A 16,490-nucleotide genomic window follows, 5' to 3' on the forward strand; every position below is an offset into this window, starting at 1 on the left:
AAAACATAATATGGATATAGATATTAAATCCATATTATTCATTAACACAAATAAATTCAATTACACTGAAATTTCAATTTTCATAGTCTTTTTTGGCACATTTAATCATAAAAAAATAAATTCTTAAATCAATCTATTTAATAAAAAGCTATATACATGATTTTCTATTTTAAATTTATATTCTGATATACAGTTACAGTTCTATATCAATAAAAATAAACCTTTAAAACGATTCTCATATCTATTCAAATAAGCATAAAACATTCCATTTTCATTACAAATACTTAAACAAATATTATAAATCAGATTGCTATGCCTTTAAAAATTCATATTGTATGATATACAATAACCTTATTAAATTTTAAATAAAAAAAATATAAATCAATGGTTACAATACATAATTGCGTGCAGAAATTCTTCTCTAGTATTCGTATTAGATTCAAATAACCCCCCTAGCGCAGTAGTAGTTGTAGTGCTGCTAACATCATGAATACCCCTAGCTTTAACACAATAATGTACTGCATCAATAAATATTGCCACATTATCTGTATTAAGTAAGGTTTGCAACGCTAAAAAAATTTGTTTTGTTAATCGTTCCTGTAACTGCGGTCTTTTAGAAAAAAATTGAACTATTCTATTTATCTTTGACAAACCAATCACATTTTTTTCTGGAATATAAGAAATAGTCACTTTACCATTAAAAACAATGAAATGATGTTCACAAGTGCTAGTGATATTAATACCTCTCACTGTAATCATCTCATTTATTTGCATTGTATTTTGAATAATTGCAATTTTAGGAAAATTTGAATAATCCAATCCTGAGAAAATTTCTTCTATATACATCTTAGCTATGCGTTTAGGAGTATTTAATAAACTATCATGTTCCAAATCGAGACTAAGAAGATGCACAATAGCTCTCATATGGTCTTCAATGCGACGTTTACGTACTTTATGATTAATATTCAACTCAATTAATGGATTTTCTAATCCTCGAACTGATAAAGCATCACGTACTAATAGCGCTTCTTGTGTTAATATAGACATATAACTTTCTCTAAAAATACATTCAAGAAAAACTTTTCGCGTAATATTATATCGTACTAATCACCTTCAAAGCATTTTAATTAAATCAAGTATACATTGATTAATATTAAAAATGCATATTTTATTATTACAAACCCGCAATCAAGTATATAAATTTAATTTTAAATTACTTAGATCTTTTTATATAATTACATTTGTTATAGAAAAACACCTAAACATCACCAACACTTGCGTATTGTAAAAAAATAAATATTATAATTTATGCAAAAGCATCAAGAATGCATTCCTCATTTTTATACATAAATATCTCTGTAAATCACATTTATAATTTTGTAATCTACAAATAAATTATATATCCATTAATATATTAAAAATACAAAAATCAAATTATATTTATTCGTTTATTTTTAATATATTTTTTCTATCGAAAATATTTTACAAATAATCAAAATTTTTAAAAAAATGATCAAATCATCGAGAATATTTATTCTATTACATTTTTATGAATTTTATGATATCATAAATTTTTCAAAATAAAATTTGACATCAAATTCAATGAATATCACGAGCATAGGACTATAAAACCATCAGAATTTTTTATAATTTTCACAAATTGATATACTTAATACAAATAAAATACATCAGACTAATATAATCAGATAAACCTAATGAGGTATAAATGTTAAATTTTCAATTACTTTCATTGTTTAATATATTAAACGGTTGAAATGATTCACTTGATAATTCCTTACGGAAGACAAATACTAAAGAATATTTATTGACATATAGTATTTAATTATATGAATGGTTATTCATGTTGTCTTTATGTGATAAGAGAGTCATCGTTTTAAATTTATAGATATTATAATCAAATTATTAATAAAAATACTTAACGTGGTACTACAATAATGTTAACAATCAAAGCTAATTTACGTATTTATCACAAAAAAGGCGCAACAAGACGGCTACGTAAACAAAACAAATGTCCAGCTGTTATCTACAATAGAGGCCAAGAACCAAGCATATCCATTATATTGAATCAAAACGATATTTTACATCCTGAAGCTATAATACAATTATACAAAAATAATGTTATCCTATTGTTTATAGAAAATCAACAACCTATTACAGTCAAAGTACAAGAACTACAATATCATCCTTTCAAGTCCAAATTAATCCATATTGATTTTACACGTATTTAATAATATAATTTATCTTATAAATAACACCTAATTAAAAAATACATCTTTAATTATAAATTAAGATTTATTTTCTTTGTATAATGAAATATTAAATGCACATTAACCATGTAATAAAATGTTTATTAACAACTAATGAAATTAAATTTAATAAATATTGAACATAAAATGATAAAGTACCAATACATATAACATCAAATATATATATAAAAATATCTGAATGATCACAAACAAAAACTAATGATTATTTTCAGGATGCAAATATACAGTTGTGTATTCATAAAAAATAATATTTTTTACAAATTATTTATAATAAACCTAAAACGGCATGTAGCGTAGTTTGGTAGCGCACCGTCATGGGGTGTCGGGGGTCAGAGGTTCAAATCCTCTCATGCCGAAAATATTTAAATACAGCATCATCTACATGATAAAAACAATTGTTTTTATCATGTAGATCTAGCGCAAATTCTACCAATTTCGTAATTAGCTCTTGAAAATTTAATCCACTTACCTCCCACAATTTAGGATACATACTATCGAAAGTAAATCCAGGTAACGTATTAACTTCATTAATAAAAATTTTATTATCCAAATTTAAAAAAACATCTACCCGCGCCATTCCAGAACAATTTAACACTTGAAATACACGTAAAGCAATATGACGAATATCATCACTTATTGCATCATTAATTAACGCAGGTATCATGATCTGTGCTTTACGTTTCACATATTTATCATGATAAGTATAAAAATTATTATCTGATAATATAACTTCACCACACACACTAATTTTTGGATTATCGTTACCCAATACTGCGCATTGCAATTCTCTTCCAATAATAGCTGGTTCTATTAATATTTTATTACTAAAAGAGAAAGCTTTGATTAAAGCTAAGTTAAAATCTTTACATTTAGTAACTTTCGATACTCCTATCGACGACCCTTGATTTGATGGTTTCACAAATAAAGGTAGTCCAAAGATAGAAACAAAATAATCAAAATCTATATTATGTTGATCCTGAGCCAAAACAGTTCTAAATGGTACTACGGATAAACCCGCATCACGCAACAAACATTTAGACACGTCTTTATCCATCCCTACAGATGAACTCAAAACATTAGATCCAACAAATGGCAAATTCATCATACACAATAAACCTTGCAAAGCACCATCTTCTCCTAGAGTTCCATGAACTACAGGGAAAATAACATCAAATTTTAATAAAATATTTATATTTTTAGTATGAAATTTAAATGGATAAGGACAATTTTGTAACAAAATAGAAATTTTTTCATCTTTATGATACGATAAATCATTAAAATCGATATCTTTCAAATGCCAACATCCTTTTTTATCTATCCATAAAATCATGGCCTCGAAACGAAATTTATCAATAAACCGTGCAATACACATAGCTGATTTCAATGAAATCTCGTGTTCTAAAGAACGACCCCCGCAAATAATACCAATGCATAATTTAGACATATTCCATTCCTTGATACATTAAATACTAAAACAGGCGAATTAATATTTTAATTCGCCTGTTTTAGTATTTAATGTCGACCTATTCTTAAAATGCGTAAGCTACGCCCAATGCAACAACATTATCGGTACAAATTTGAGACGCACTGGTGAAACTATCCTTATGTAATAAATTAATTCTATAATCTATAGAAGTACAAATATTTTTATTAAAAACATAACTTGTTCCAACTGTAACACATTTTTTTAAGAAATTGCTGTAAGCATCATTTTCCGCATCATTAGCTTTTGAATACAAATAAGATACAGAAGGACGTAAACCAAAATCAAATTGATATTGGGCCACTAATTCAATATTCTTAGCTTTATTAACAAATCCATAAATATATTCTGGATTAAGATTATCACAAAAACTACCGAATGGAGTCATATTATAAGTCTCTCCATAAATTGCTGCTACATACATACCGTTTCCATCATATTTGATGCCCAAGGAGTATGCTTCAGCATTATCATTACAACAAAGATTGCTATCTAAACCAGTTTGTTCAATGATACGTTTATTATTAGTGTAAGCCAGGGATGCAGCAAACCCATTATCCAATGAATACGATGCAGATACCCCGTAGCCTTCTCCATTAGCCGTTTTTAAAGTACGACCCGTTGCTTTGTTCACATCATTTTTACCTTGATATTGCAAGGCAAAATCCAGTCCATTCACGAAACCAAAAAAATTTTTATTACGATATGTAATCACATTCGAACTACGATTAGATAAAAAATTATCCACAAACAATATATCTCCTCCAAATCCTGGTGTTACATCTGTCCATGATCCCACATCATACAATACTCCATAATTCCTTCCGTAATCAATGCTTCCTAAATTTCCAAATTTTATTCCTGCATATCCAAGCAACACCTTATCATTATTATTTACGATGCTTCCTTCAGTATTCTTTAAGGAAATTTCATGCTCCCACATACCAAAACCAACAATTTGATCATTAATATATGTTGTTCCAGAAAAACCATATCTTACAAACGAATTATCCCCATTTTTAGTATTATCTTTAGAAAAATAATGACCTCCAACAAGACTACCAAACATATCTAATATATTCCCATCTTTATTGTAAATTTCAGAAGCCACGGCAGTGCTTGCCATAACCATAGTTACAACCAGGCTAGTAAAACACCGTAATTTCATATTAATACCTCACCATATAGTAAATAAAAAATACTATTTAACAATTTCAATAACATCCAGTAACTTTCTTCAAAAATAAATCAACAACTTTATATGCGCCAATCCATTCTTAGTTATTAACTATTACATAATAAACCGCCCACTTTGCTCACATTGTATCAACTATATCGGCATATTAATAAAATACAATTCTCCAGCAATTCAGCTCATATTTGAACAATACACACAAAAATCCTACGTATAAACACATAAAAACCTACATGTTTCTCTCTATCTATATTATTTACTATCTAATACACAATGATTTCTTATTCAATGTACACATCTAACAATTCCTGCCATTGAATATCATATTACTTATGATCATAATGTTCAATATCAATAATAAAATGATCATGTTATAATATAACATTGCCTGTTTGTTACATTACCTCAACTTAAATAATCACTACTCCAATTAATTATTTCATAAATCATAGTAATTATTTTTTATTATTATATTAGAAATAATTACTGTATACCACATATATATTAACATAATAAATATTAAAAAATGAATAAACAACACAAAATACAACATTAATTGTTACAGATGTAAAAATCCTATATTATTGAATAAAATTTCATTATTAAAACCAACAATTAATAACGATAAATTCTCTTCAATACTGAGTCAAATAAAACAATTTTAATTTCTATACCGATTCCACAACACACTGTAATCCAACGACACATTCATCGCATGCTGTACGAATTAACATAACTCCTTGAGTATTACGTCTAATGATATTAACTTCAGAAACACGAGTGCGCACTAATCGACCTAAATCAGTGATCATTACTATTTGATCAGATTGATTTACTTGCACAGCACCAATTACATGACCATTTCGCTCCGTAACCTTAATAGAAATCACACCTTGAGTCGCGCGAGACTTGATTGGATATTCTGATTGATTAGTACGTTTTCCGAAACCATTTCGAGTAACAGTAAGAATAGAACTCTTATCTTTTGGTATAATTAAAGATACTACGCGATCACCTTGTAATAAATGAATACCTTTCACGCCAATCGCCGAGCGACCTACGCTGCGCACCTGCGTTTCTTTAAATCGTACAACTTTTCCGTAAGCAGTAAACAACATTACCTCGTTACTACCATCGGTTACATCAGCTCCAATTAATTCATCCCCATCATTAAGATTCAATGCAATAATACCAACATTACGTGGCCGACTAAACTCAGTAAGTGGCGTTTTTTTTACAACTCCACTACTAGTCGCCATAAATACTTGATGTCCTGTTGTATAATTTTGAATTGGTAAAATAGCAGTAATTCGTTCATTCACATCTAATGGTAACAAGTTAATAATTGGTTTACCTCGTGATCCACGACTAGCTGCAGGCAATCGATAAACTTTCATCCAATATATACGCCCATAATTAGAAAATAACAAAACCGTATCATGAGTATTAGCTATTAATAATCGCGTAATAAAATCTTCTTCCTTAATTCGTGTTGCTAATTTTCCTTTTCCTCCTCGTTTTTGCGCCTCATAATCTGTTAATGGTTGATATTTAACATAACCTTGATATGATAAAGTTACTACTACATCTTTTTGATTAATTAAATTTTCAACATTAATATTTTCAATATTGCTACTAATTTCAGTACGACGAGAATCGTTATACTCTTCTTGTATCATCAATAGTTCTTGACGAATTACCTTCATAAGGCATTTAGGATCTTTTAAGATAGAGATTAAATTTTTTATTTTTTCTAACAAACTGCTATATTCTTGCAATAATTTTTCATACTCCAAAGTAGTAAGTTTATGTAATTTTAAATCTAAAATAGCTTGTGCTTGATTCTTGGTAAGATAATATTGATTATTGTGAACAGCATTCTTGACTTCTGACCCCTCAGATTTCATCAAATTAATAGAAGTTCTCTGTTTCATATCAAAGACATTGCCTATATTCCACGATGAAGATATTAAAACAGAACTAGCTTCCACCGAACTATTAGATTGACGAATAAGTTTAATAACTGAATCAATATTAAATAATGCAATCGCTAACCCTTCTAAAATATGAATACGATTACGAGCTTTCTTTAATTCAAAAGTAACACGACGTATTACCACTACGCGACGATGACACACAAAGGCAGATAAAATGTCTTTTAATGACATAATTTTTGGTTGGCCTTGATGTAACGCTACCATATTAATACCGAATGAAGTTTGTAACGAAGTTAAAGAATATAAATTATTTAAAATTACCTCACTAATAGCATCACGTTTAATTTCAACAACTATTCGCATACCATCCTTATCAGATTCATCACGCAAATTATATATTCCCTCAATGCGTTTTAATTTCGCTAATTCCGCGATCTTTTCTAACAATCGAGCCTTATTAACTTGATAAGGAATTTCATATATTACGATGGATTCACGACCACTTTTAACATCAGTTTCAATTTCCGACCGGGCGCGAATATAAATTTTACCTCTTCCGGTGCTATATGCTTCCTTCAAACCACCGCTATCATTAATAATAGCAGCAGTAGGAAAATCTGGGCCCGGAATATATTTCATTAATTCTTCAATAGTAATATCCTCATTATCTATAAACGCCAAACATCCATTAATTACCTCAGAAAGATTGTGAGGAGGGATATTAGTAGCCATTCCTACAGCAATACCAGAAGAACCATTAATCAAAAGATTTGGAATTCTAGCAGGTAATATTCCTGGGATACTTTCAGTGCCATCATAATTTAGTTCATAATCAACAGTTTCTTTGTCTAAATCTAACAATAATTCATTTGCTATTTTAGACATACGTACTTCAGTGTAACGCATAGCCGCCGCTGGATCACCATCTACTGAACCAAAATTACCCTGTCCATCTACTAAAGCATAGCGCATTAAAAAAGGTTGTGCCATGCGTACTATAGTTTCATATACTGCGGTATCCCCATGAGGATGATATTTTCCAATAACATCACCTACTACTCTAGCTGATTTTTTATGATTTCTATTCCAACAATTCCCAAGTACTTGCATGGCAAATAATATACGCCGATGCACGGGTTTTAATCCATCTCGAACATCTGGCAATGCACGCCCAACGATCACTGACATGGCATAATCTAAATAAGAATGTGTTAATTCTTCTTCTATGTTAATTTGTGTGATTTCTTTAGCAAAATCATTCATGCATTTATATCCTCTATTTATTTTTAATTTATATATATTTAAAAATTATTTAAATAATCTATTAAACTGTAATATAAACTGTTTTAATAATATTTAAATTACTCTACAAAGATAAATACATTTATCATGTTACATATAAATCAGTTCATAACCATATTTCGATGAACTGATAGTTGTAAATAATTTATATACTAATATTCAAATCTATAGCATTCCCATTTTCTTATTTTAAGAAAATCTTAACATAAAAGACATAATTATTGATGAGCTTACAGAAAAAGCAAAAAATATGAATAAAAAAAAAATCGATGAATTCAAGGCATCCACATCACAATGGTGGGGTCCTTTTAATGCATTTAAACCATTGCATCACATTAATTCGACACGCTTTAATTATATTATTGAGCATAGCCATGGACTATTTGGTAAAAAAATATTAGATATTGGCTGCGGTGGAGGTATTTTATCAGAAAGTATGGCAGAAGCAGGCGCAGAAGTTGTTGGGTTAGATATCAATGCTTCTGTTTTAGAAGTTGCAAAATCACATGCCTTACATCAAGGCTTAAATATTCATTACATACAAGAAACAATAGAAAACCATGCCTTAAACCATGCTAATCATTACGATGTAGTAACCTGTATGGAAGTTTTAGAACATGTACCGTGTCCTTCATCAATCGTTCATGCTTGCTCTACTATGATTAAGATAGATGGATCAGTATTTTTTTCCACATTAAATCGTACATTTAAATCATGGCTGTTCGTTGTAATAGGCGCTGAATATATTTTTCGCATTATTCCAAAAGGCACTCATCATTTTAATAAATTTATTACCCCATCTGAATTACTAGAATGGATTGACTCTACCATTTTAGAAGAACAAAACATCACCGGATTATGCTATAATCCCCTCACTAATAAATGCGCCTTAATACGTAACCTCGATACAAATTATATCTTACATGCTAAACTAAAAAATAATCGCTCTATATGATATAGAGCGATTACAAATTAATAAATAATAAACGTTTACTATTGCAAGAACAATTTTTTTTAATATGATCAATATAATATTAAAGACATAATCCAATTGTTCAATTATATTAAAATAATAATACGGTACAGCATAATCACATGTATTTATAGGCACAATCAGTTATTATTGATATTTAGAATATTTATACCAAATAAGAATCATGCAATATTTTCCACCTGTATTACTATTTAATTAATTACTATTTTATACATAAAAATTATGATGTCATTATTAATTCACCGAATTATCACGAGTCTGATCCATAATTTACTCATCACAAATTACTGTGGTCTAATATTATTATTATTTCACAACAGGTATACATTTATATGAACCAAACTCTACTAGTTACCAAACGAAACGGTCATCACGAACCTATTAATCTTGAAAAAATTCACCGAGTTATTAATTGGGCCGCCAAAGGCTTAGAGCAAGTCTCTGTTTCACAAGTAGAATTGCGTTCCCACATACAATTTTATAATGGAATAAAAACTTCCGATATTCAAGAAACAATCATAAAAGCAGCAGCAGACTTAATTTCTGAAGAAGAACCAGACTATCAATATTTAGCAGCACGTTTAGCAGTATTTCATTTACGTAAAAAAGCTTACGGTCAATTTGAACCACCAAAACTGTATAATCATGTGTTACGATTAATAAAAATTGGTAAATACGATCAACATTTGCTAGATGATTATAATGCGGAAGAGTTTAATCAAATGGATACATTTATTGATCATTGGCGGGACATGAATTTTTCATATGCTGCTGTAAAACAATTAGAAGGTAAATACTTAGTACAAAATAGGGTAACCGGAGAAATTTATGAAAGTGCTCAGTTTTTATATATATTAACTGCAGCCTGTTTATTTTCTAAATATCCCAAAAAAACTCGAATGCATTACATTCAACAATTTTATAATGCGATATCAACTTTTAAAATTTCTTTAGCAACACCTATTATGTCTGGAGTACGCACACCAACACGCCAATTTAGTTCCTGTGTATTAATCGAATGTGATGATAGTCTTGATTCTATCAATGCAACATCCAGTTCTATTGTAAAATATGTTGCGCAACGCGCTGGAATAGGTATTAATGCTGGACGTATTAGAGCATTAGGTAGTCCAATACGTAACGGAGAAGCGTTCCACACCGGATGTATCCCATTCTATAAACATTTTCAAACAGCAGTAAAATCATGCTCTCAAGGAGGCGTACGTGGAGGAGCGGCCACACTATTTTATCCTATTTGGCATTTAGAAATAGAAAATTTACTTGTTTTAAAAAATAATCGTGGAATCGATTCTAATCGAATACGTCATTTAGATTATGGTGTACAAATCAATAAATTAATGTACCAACGTCTTATTGAAGGAAAATATATTACACTATTTAGCCCGTCTGATGTGCCAGGACTATATGAAGCTTTTTTTAACAATCAAAATGAATTCGAACACTTATATAACATATATGAAAATGATCGTAATATTAGACATCGACAAATTAAAGCAATAGAATTGTTTTCTTTAATGATGCAAGAGCGAGCTTCTACTGGAAGAATCTATATTCAACATACAGATCACTGTAATACTCATAGTGCTTTTGATAGTATTGCCGCTCCAGTTCGTCAATCCAATTTATGCTTGGAAATCACTTTACCAACCAAACCTTTAAATAACATTAATGACCATAATGGTGAAATTGCTTTATGTACACTATCTGCTTTCAATCTTGGTAACATTGAAAATCTTGATGACTTATCTGAACTCTCTACTTTAATAGTAAGAGCTCTTGACGCTTTATTAGATTATCAACATTATCCTATTCCTGCTGCACAACGTAGTGCTGTAAGAAGACGTTCTTTAGGCATTGGAGTAATTAATTATGCTTATTATCTTGCTAAACATGGGGTACGCTATTCAGATGGTAGTGCTAATAAACTAACACATCGTACTTTCGAAGCTATTCAATATCATTTATTAAGAGCGTCTAACAATTTGGCTCAAGAAAAAGGATCTTGCGAGTGGTTCAATGATACTTCATATTCAAAAGGAATCTTACCTATTGATACATATAAAACAGACCTGAATTCATTTATTAATGAACCATTACATTATAACTGGGAAGATTTACGTGTGAAGATTAAAAAGTATGGATTACGAAATTCTACATTATCTGCATTAATGCCATCAGAAACTTCATCACAAATTTCTAATGCTACTAATGGCATAGAACCTCCCAGAGGTTACATTAGCATAAAAACTTCAAAAGACGGAATTTTGCGTCAAGTAGTACCTGAATTTATTAAACTAAAATCTGATTATGAATTATTATGGCAAATACCGAATAATCGGGGATATCTACAATTAGTAGGAATTATGCAAAAATTCATTGACCAATCCATTTCAACTAATACTAATTACGATCCCTCTCGATTTCCAGAAAACAAAGTACCTATGAAACAGCTACTTTCAGATTTATTATACGCATACAGACTTGGTATTAAAACATTATATTATCATAACACCCGTGATGGAGCTCAAGATGTACAAAAAACACTGCCACATAACCAATCAAATATTTGTACAAGTGATGCTTGTACAATTTAGAAAAGTAACTACTATTTACTAAAACCTACATATTTATATTTATTTTTAAAAAAGGAATAAAAATGATTTATACAACTTTTTCTCAAAATAAAAATAATCAACTGCTCGAACCGATGTTTTTAGGACAACCAGTAAATATCGCTCGATTTGATCAACAAAAACATTCCATTTTCGAAAAATTAATTGAAAAACAACTTTCGTTCTTTTGGCGCCCAGAAGAAATAGATATTTCTAAAGACCGTATAGATTTTCAATCATTACCAGACCATGAAAAACACATTTTTATTAGCAATTTAAAATACCAAACTTTATTAGATTCTATTCAAGGACGCAGTCCCAATATTGCATTACTACCATTAATTTCTATACCAGAACTGGAAATTTGGGTAGAAACTTGGTCATTTTTTGAAACCATTCACTCCCGTTCCTACACCCATATTATTCGTAATATTGTTAATCACCCATCTTTGATATTTGATGATATTATCAGCAACAAAGAAATTTTAAAACGTGCTAAAGATATTTCGACGTACTATGATAATTTAATTGAATTAACCAGTTATTATCATATCTTAGGCCCCGGTATTCATCAAATCAATAATAACACTGTCGCAGTAAACTTACATGAACTTAAAAAGAAATTATATTTATGTTTGATTAGCGTTAACGTCCTAGAAGCTATTCGTTTTTATGTCAGCTTTGCCTGTTCTTTTGCATTTGCTGAACGAGAACTCATGGAAGGTAATGCAAAAATTATACGACTTATAGCACGTGACGAAGCTTTGCATTTAAACGCTACTCAACATATTTTAAACTTAATGCGCTCTGGATCAGATGATCCAGAAATGGCCGATATCAGTACAGAATGCCAACAAGAAAGTTATGCGCTGTTTTTAATGGCTGCAGAACAAGAAAAAAATTGGGCTAACTATTTATTTAAAGATGGCTCTATGATAGGTTTAAATAAAGATATACTTTGTCAATATATTGAATATATTACCAATATACGTATGCAAGCAATCGGGTTAAGAACACCCTTCGACATTAAATCTAACGTGATACCATGGATTAATTCTTGGTTATCATCAGATAATGTTCAAGTGGCGCCACAAGAAGTAGAAGCCAGTTCTTATCTAGTAGGCCAAATAGATCCTAATATTGACGAAAATGAATTTCATGACTTTCAATTGTAAAATATTTTTTCTTCAAAAAAAATATTTAAATATACAATTTGTGCATAACAACAGAATGTATCGTTCCTTATTAGAAGCATTCGAAATGCATCATATACCATCATTAAATTATCAATGTCGATCAGGTTACTGTGGAAGTTGCCGTGCTTTATTAATAAGAGGAAAAGTACAATATTACACAGAACCTTTAGGTTATATTCGTTCTAATGAAATTTTGATATGCTGCTGTGTTCCTATAGAACATATTATATTAAAACTACTGTAACACGTGTTTTAAACGACATTATTATAAATTCATAAACTCATAAAATCATTCGTTAAATAATTTAAAATGTAAAATCCTCCGATTACATTTATATTTCAATTAAAGTACCGGTGGATATATTAAATGCATAAAATAAATCAAAGGCTTTGGATATAATCCTAAAAATAATATAGAAAAAGATACTATAATCACTATTATCTTATCAGGAGTAACACTCCAACTAGATAAAGAATCAGAGTTGATATTTAAACGATTTATAGGACTAAGATATAAATTGATTATAATTCTTAAATAATAAAATATACTAATAACACTACTCATTGCTATAAAAATAGTAAGCCACCATAATTTACTGTCTATTCCCAAAACAAACAAATAAAATTTCCCAATGAAACCTAATGTCATAGGTATGCCCGCTAAAGACAATATAATAATCGTAAATAATACCGATAACATTGGCTGATGCCAAAAAAGACCACGATATACAAACAAAGAATCTACGTCTGTGTCCTCATTGGCATAAAAAAACGATACTACATTGATAATACCAAATGCACCAATACTAGTCAGAACGTAACTTATAAGATAAATACCAATAGTTTCCAAAGCCATGGGGTGGTTGACCCGTAATATCGCAATAACACCAATTAAAACATAACCTGTATGTGCAATTGAAGAATAAGCTAAAACACGCTTAATATTATCTTGTTTAATAGCCATTAAATTACCGAATAACGCTGAGCAACATGCAATACCTAATAAAAATATACAAAATACCTTATTATACTGATTAGGAAACACCATCAATAATCGTATCAATACAGATATTACAGCTATTTTACTGCTAGTTGTCAGATACAATGATATTGAAGATGGGGCTCCTTGATATACATCAGGAGTCCATAAATGAAAAGGAACTAATGACAATTTAAAACCGAACCCAACCATCATCATACCTAGTCCTATGGTTGACATAAGTATAGATTGATTCGACGCAATAATATGCAAACGTAACAATTGACTAATACTGGTAAAAGACAAAAAACCAGTTGCAGCATATATCAATGCTATACCAAATAATATAAATGATGAAGATACTCCAGATAATATAATATATTTAATACTTGCCTCTAAAGAAAATTTGTTAAAAAAAGAATAACCTATCAACCCAAATAACGGCAACGAAATCAGTTCCATTCCTAAAAATAATATTACTAAATGATTCGTAGTTGCTAGTAAAATACCGCCAATACTAGAAATAAGTAATAATAAATAAAACTCGTCACGATTATTACTCGGATAAATTAACAACCATTTATAAGCCAATACAGAACTTGATAAACCAGAAACTAACACCAATATTATGTATAATATAGAAAAATCATCAACACATATTAATTGCAAAAAATTTCGAGCTCTTTGATCCCATACCAATCCAACCGATATAATTGCTAAACTAAATCCGAATATTGTTAATGAAGTATGTAAAAGTAAATTACGACGATATGCAATAGATAACATAACAATAACAGTTGTCATTCCAATAATTAGTATAGGCAGCAATAGAATTATGTGCGTCCAAGTTATTAGCATAACAAATCAAGATCCTATATCGTTATAATGTAATCACATTGAACAATTATATTCTTTTAAAAAAATACAAAGATTGTGCATTGTCATATATGAAACATTCAAAATATATTGCGGAAAAAACCCAATTAAAAAAATACATAATAACAATGTTATAATAATATTCTTTTCCCGTAGTGTCATATTTCTTAATAACCCAATTTTATTAACTCTGGGAACCAATATTGGACCATAATATATGCGTTGCATTAAAATAAGAGAATAAATTGATGATAATATTATTCCAAAACAAGCTATTATTGTAATTATAGGTGCTGATTGAAAATTACCGAACAAAATCGTCACTTCTCCTATAAAATTTCCAGTACCAGGTAATCCAAGTGTTGCTGCTGCAAAACATAAAGAAAAAGCAGGAATTAAATGCATGCGACTCCATAACCCTCCCATCAAACGCATATCTCGAGTATGTATTCGCTCATATAATTGACCGCAAATTATAAACATTCCAGAAACAGATAAACTATGAGAAATCATTTGTATCACAGCACCCTGATATGATAAGTGAGTACCACTATAAATTGCGATCAATACAAATCCCATATGAGATATACTGGTATATGCAATTAAACGCTTAACATCAGCTTGTGCGAATGCCATACAGGCTCCATAAAAAATATTTACCAAACCTAAACACATAGCAATTGGGGCAAAAGATTTTGAAGCACAAGGAAATAACGGTAAAACAAATCGGAAAAATCCATAAGCCGATGTTTTTAATAAAATTCCTGCCAAATCGACTGACCCAGAAGTAGGAGCGTGACTATGAACATCAGGTAACCAAACATGAAAAGGAACGATTGGCATTTTTACTGCAAAAGCAAAAAAAAACCCCAACATAATTAAATATTCCGCATGCACTGGCAGCAACATATTCAATAAATCTTGATAATTAAACGACCACACACCATGCATATCATGATGTATAGAAACAAGAGCAATAATAGAAATTAACATAAATAATCCGCTAAATTGAGTATAAACAAAAAATTTAATAGCAGTATTAATGCGACCACTTCTATTAACCTCTTTGTGTCCCCATAAAGATATCAAAAAATACATCGGAATAAGCATTATTTCCCAGAAAAAAAAGAATAAAAACATATCAATTGATAAAAAAACACCAATAACTCCACCTAAAATCCACAATAAATTAAGATAAAAAAGACCGTGATAACGCTGAATCTCACACCAAGAACATAACACTGCCATGCATCCTAAAAATCCAGTTAATGTCACCATCAACAAAGAAAATCCATCCAATGCTAAATGAACGCTAATTCCAAATCTTGGGATCCAAGGATATATATATTCTAATTGCCATTTAGGAAACACATGTTCTGTTGGATGCGAATTTAATAAATCATAGCACTCGTACTGCCATAAAAAAAAAGTAGTAATGAATGTTATGCTCATTCCAGATAAAGCAACCCAACGCGGTACCCACCATCCAATACGTTCTGACTGCCAACATAACAGTCCAAAAATAAAAGGAATAAATATTAAGATAATTAATAACATATTATTTTTGTTTTTCTCGCTAAAACACATACATTAAATATTTGTATTTC

General features: G+C 29.8%; 11 protein-coding genes and 1 tRNA gene. 6 read left to right on the forward strand and 6 right to left on the reverse strand.

Features of this window, described 5'->3' with window-relative positions:
* Positions 1-381: 381 nt before the first annotated feature.
* On the reverse strand, positions 382-1,047 hold the full coding sequence (gene folE / locus BCHRO640_RS02425; RefSeq protein ID WP_015344719.1) for a GTP cyclohydrolase I FolE: 666 nt from the start codon (positions 1,045-1,047) through the stop codon (positions 382-384).
* A 908-nt stretch (positions 1,048-1,955) separates the two neighbouring features.
* Here folE and rplY point away from each other — a divergent pair.
* Positions 1,956-2,249: a 50S ribosomal protein L25 gene (gene rplY, locus BCHRO640_RS02430; protein ID WP_015344720.1), complete on the forward strand. Its 294-nt coding sequence runs from the start codon at positions 1,956-1,958 to the stop codon at positions 2,247-2,249.
* Positions 2,250-2,570: 321 nt separating this feature from the next.
* Positions 2,571-2,644 (forward strand) — tRNA-Pro (locus BCHRO640_RS02435).
* Here BCHRO640_RS02435 and BCHRO640_RS03325 read toward each other — a convergent pair.
* The 3 genes from BCHRO640_RS03325 to gyrA form a co-directional block, all read right to left on the reverse strand.
* Positions 2,626-3,732 carry a D-alanine--D-alanine ligase family protein gene (locus tag BCHRO640_RS03325; protein WP_015344721.1) on the reverse strand — a complete coding sequence of 369 codons (1,107 nt, stop codon included), beginning with the start codon at positions 3,730-3,732 and terminating at the stop codon, positions 2,626-2,628. The two genes, BCHRO640_RS02435 and BCHRO640_RS03325, sit on opposite strands and share 19 nt — an antisense overlap.
* An 85-nt stretch (positions 3,733-3,817) precedes the next feature.
* Positions 3,818-4,939 carry a porin OmpC gene (locus BCHRO640_RS02440; protein WP_015344722.1) on the reverse strand — a complete coding sequence of 374 codons (1,122 nt, stop codon included), beginning with the start codon at positions 4,937-4,939 and terminating at the stop codon, positions 3,818-3,820.
* A 695-nt stretch (positions 4,940-5,634) separates the two neighbouring features.
* Positions 5,635-8,166: a DNA gyrase subunit A gene (gene gyrA, locus BCHRO640_RS02445; RefSeq protein ID WP_015344723.1), complete on the reverse strand. Its 2,532-nt coding sequence runs from the start codon at positions 8,164-8,166 to the stop codon at positions 5,635-5,637.
* A 244-nt stretch (positions 8,167-8,410) separates the two neighbouring features.
* On the opposite strand from gyrA, the gene ubiG reads away from it, so the two are divergent.
* The 4 genes from ubiG to yfaE all read left to right on the forward strand — a co-directional run bounded on the left by ubiG (position 8,411) and on the right by yfaE (position 13,272).
* Entirely contained in the window at positions 8,411-9,160 is a 750-nt protein-coding gene (gene ubiG / locus BCHRO640_RS02450; RefSeq protein ID WP_269077269.1) for a bifunctional 2-polyprenyl-6-hydroxyphenol methylase/3-demethylubiquinol 3-O-methyltransferase UbiG, read from the forward strand.
* A gap of 371 nt (positions 9,161-9,531) precedes the next feature.
* Entirely contained in the window at positions 9,532-11,814 is a 2,283-nt protein-coding gene (nrdA, locus tag BCHRO640_RS02455; RefSeq protein ID WP_015344725.1) for a class 1a ribonucleoside-diphosphate reductase subunit alpha, read from the forward strand.
* A 62-nt stretch (positions 11,815-11,876) separates the two neighbouring features.
* Positions 11,877-13,007, forward strand: coding sequence for a class Ia ribonucleoside-diphosphate reductase subunit beta (gene nrdB / locus BCHRO640_RS02460; protein WP_015344726.1), 1,131 nt, complete (start codon positions 11,877-11,879; stop codon positions 13,005-13,007).
* Complete coding sequence (gene yfaE, locus BCHRO640_RS02465; RefSeq protein ID WP_320408551.1) at positions 12,991-13,272, forward strand: class I ribonucleotide reductase maintenance protein YfaE; 282 nt, start codon at positions 12,991-12,993, stop codon at positions 13,270-13,272. The genes nrdB and yfaE overlap by 17 nt, the downstream gene beginning before the upstream one ends.
* Positions 13,273-13,371: 99 nt before the next feature.
* Here the strand turns inward: yfaE and nuoN are convergent, their stop codons facing one another.
* The gene (gene nuoN, locus BCHRO640_RS02470; RefSeq protein ID WP_015344728.1) at positions 13,372-14,865 is read right to left on the reverse strand and encodes an NADH-quinone oxidoreductase subunit NuoN; all 1,494 of its coding nucleotides are present in this window, start codon (positions 14,863-14,865) and stop codon (positions 13,372-13,374) included.
* 33 nt (positions 14,866-14,898) lie between these two features.
* Positions 14,899-16,440, reverse strand: a complete 1,542-nt coding sequence (gene nuoM / locus BCHRO640_RS02475; protein ID WP_015344729.1) for an NADH-quinone oxidoreductase subunit M — start codon at positions 16,438-16,440, stop codon at positions 14,899-14,901.
* Between the last annotated feature and the right edge of the window lie 50 nt (positions 16,441-16,490).

The sequence above is a fragment of the Candidatus Blochmanniella chromaiodes str. 640 genome, assembly GCF_000331065.1.
In the GTDB taxonomy this organism is placed as follows: domain Bacteria; phylum Pseudomonadota; class Gammaproteobacteria; order Enterobacterales; family Enterobacteriaceae; genus Blochmanniella; species Blochmanniella pennsylvanica.

Excerpts from the sequence above, each read along its gene's own strand:
- folE (WP_015344719.1), bottom strand. The coding sequence starts at position 1,047 with ATGTCTATATTAACACAAGAAGCGCTATTAGTACGTGATGCTTTATCA.
- rplY (WP_015344720.1), top strand. The coding sequence starts at position 1,956 with ATGTTAACAATCAAAGCTAATTTACGTATTTATCACAAAAAAGGCGCA.
- BCHRO640_RS03325 (WP_015344721.1), bottom strand. The coding sequence starts at position 3,732 with ATGTCTAAATTATGCATTGGTATTATTTGCGGGGGTCGTTCTTTAGAA.
- BCHRO640_RS02440 (WP_015344722.1), bottom strand. The coding sequence starts at position 4,939 with ATGAAATTACGGTGTTTTACTAGCCTGGTTGTAACTATGGTTATGGCA.
- gyrA (WP_015344723.1), bottom strand. The coding sequence starts at position 8,166 with ATGAATGATTTTGCTAAAGAAATCACACAAATTAACATAGAAGAAGAA.
- nrdA (WP_015344725.1), top strand. The coding sequence starts at position 9,532 with ATGAACCAAACTCTACTAGTTACCAAACGAAACGGTCATCACGAACCT.
- nrdB (WP_015344726.1), top strand. The coding sequence starts at position 11,877 with ATGATTTATACAACTTTTTCTCAAAATAAAAATAATCAACTGCTCGAA.
- yfaE (WP_320408551.1), top strand. The coding sequence starts at position 12,991 with ATGACTTTCAATTGTAAAATATTTTTTCTTCAAAAAAAATATTTAAAT.
- nuoN (WP_015344728.1), bottom strand. The coding sequence starts at position 14,865 with ATGCTAATAACTTGGACGCACATAATTCTATTGCTGCCTATACTAATT.
- nuoM (WP_015344729.1), bottom strand. The coding sequence starts at position 16,440 with ATGTTATTAATTATCTTAATATTTATTCCTTTTATTTTTGGACTGTTA.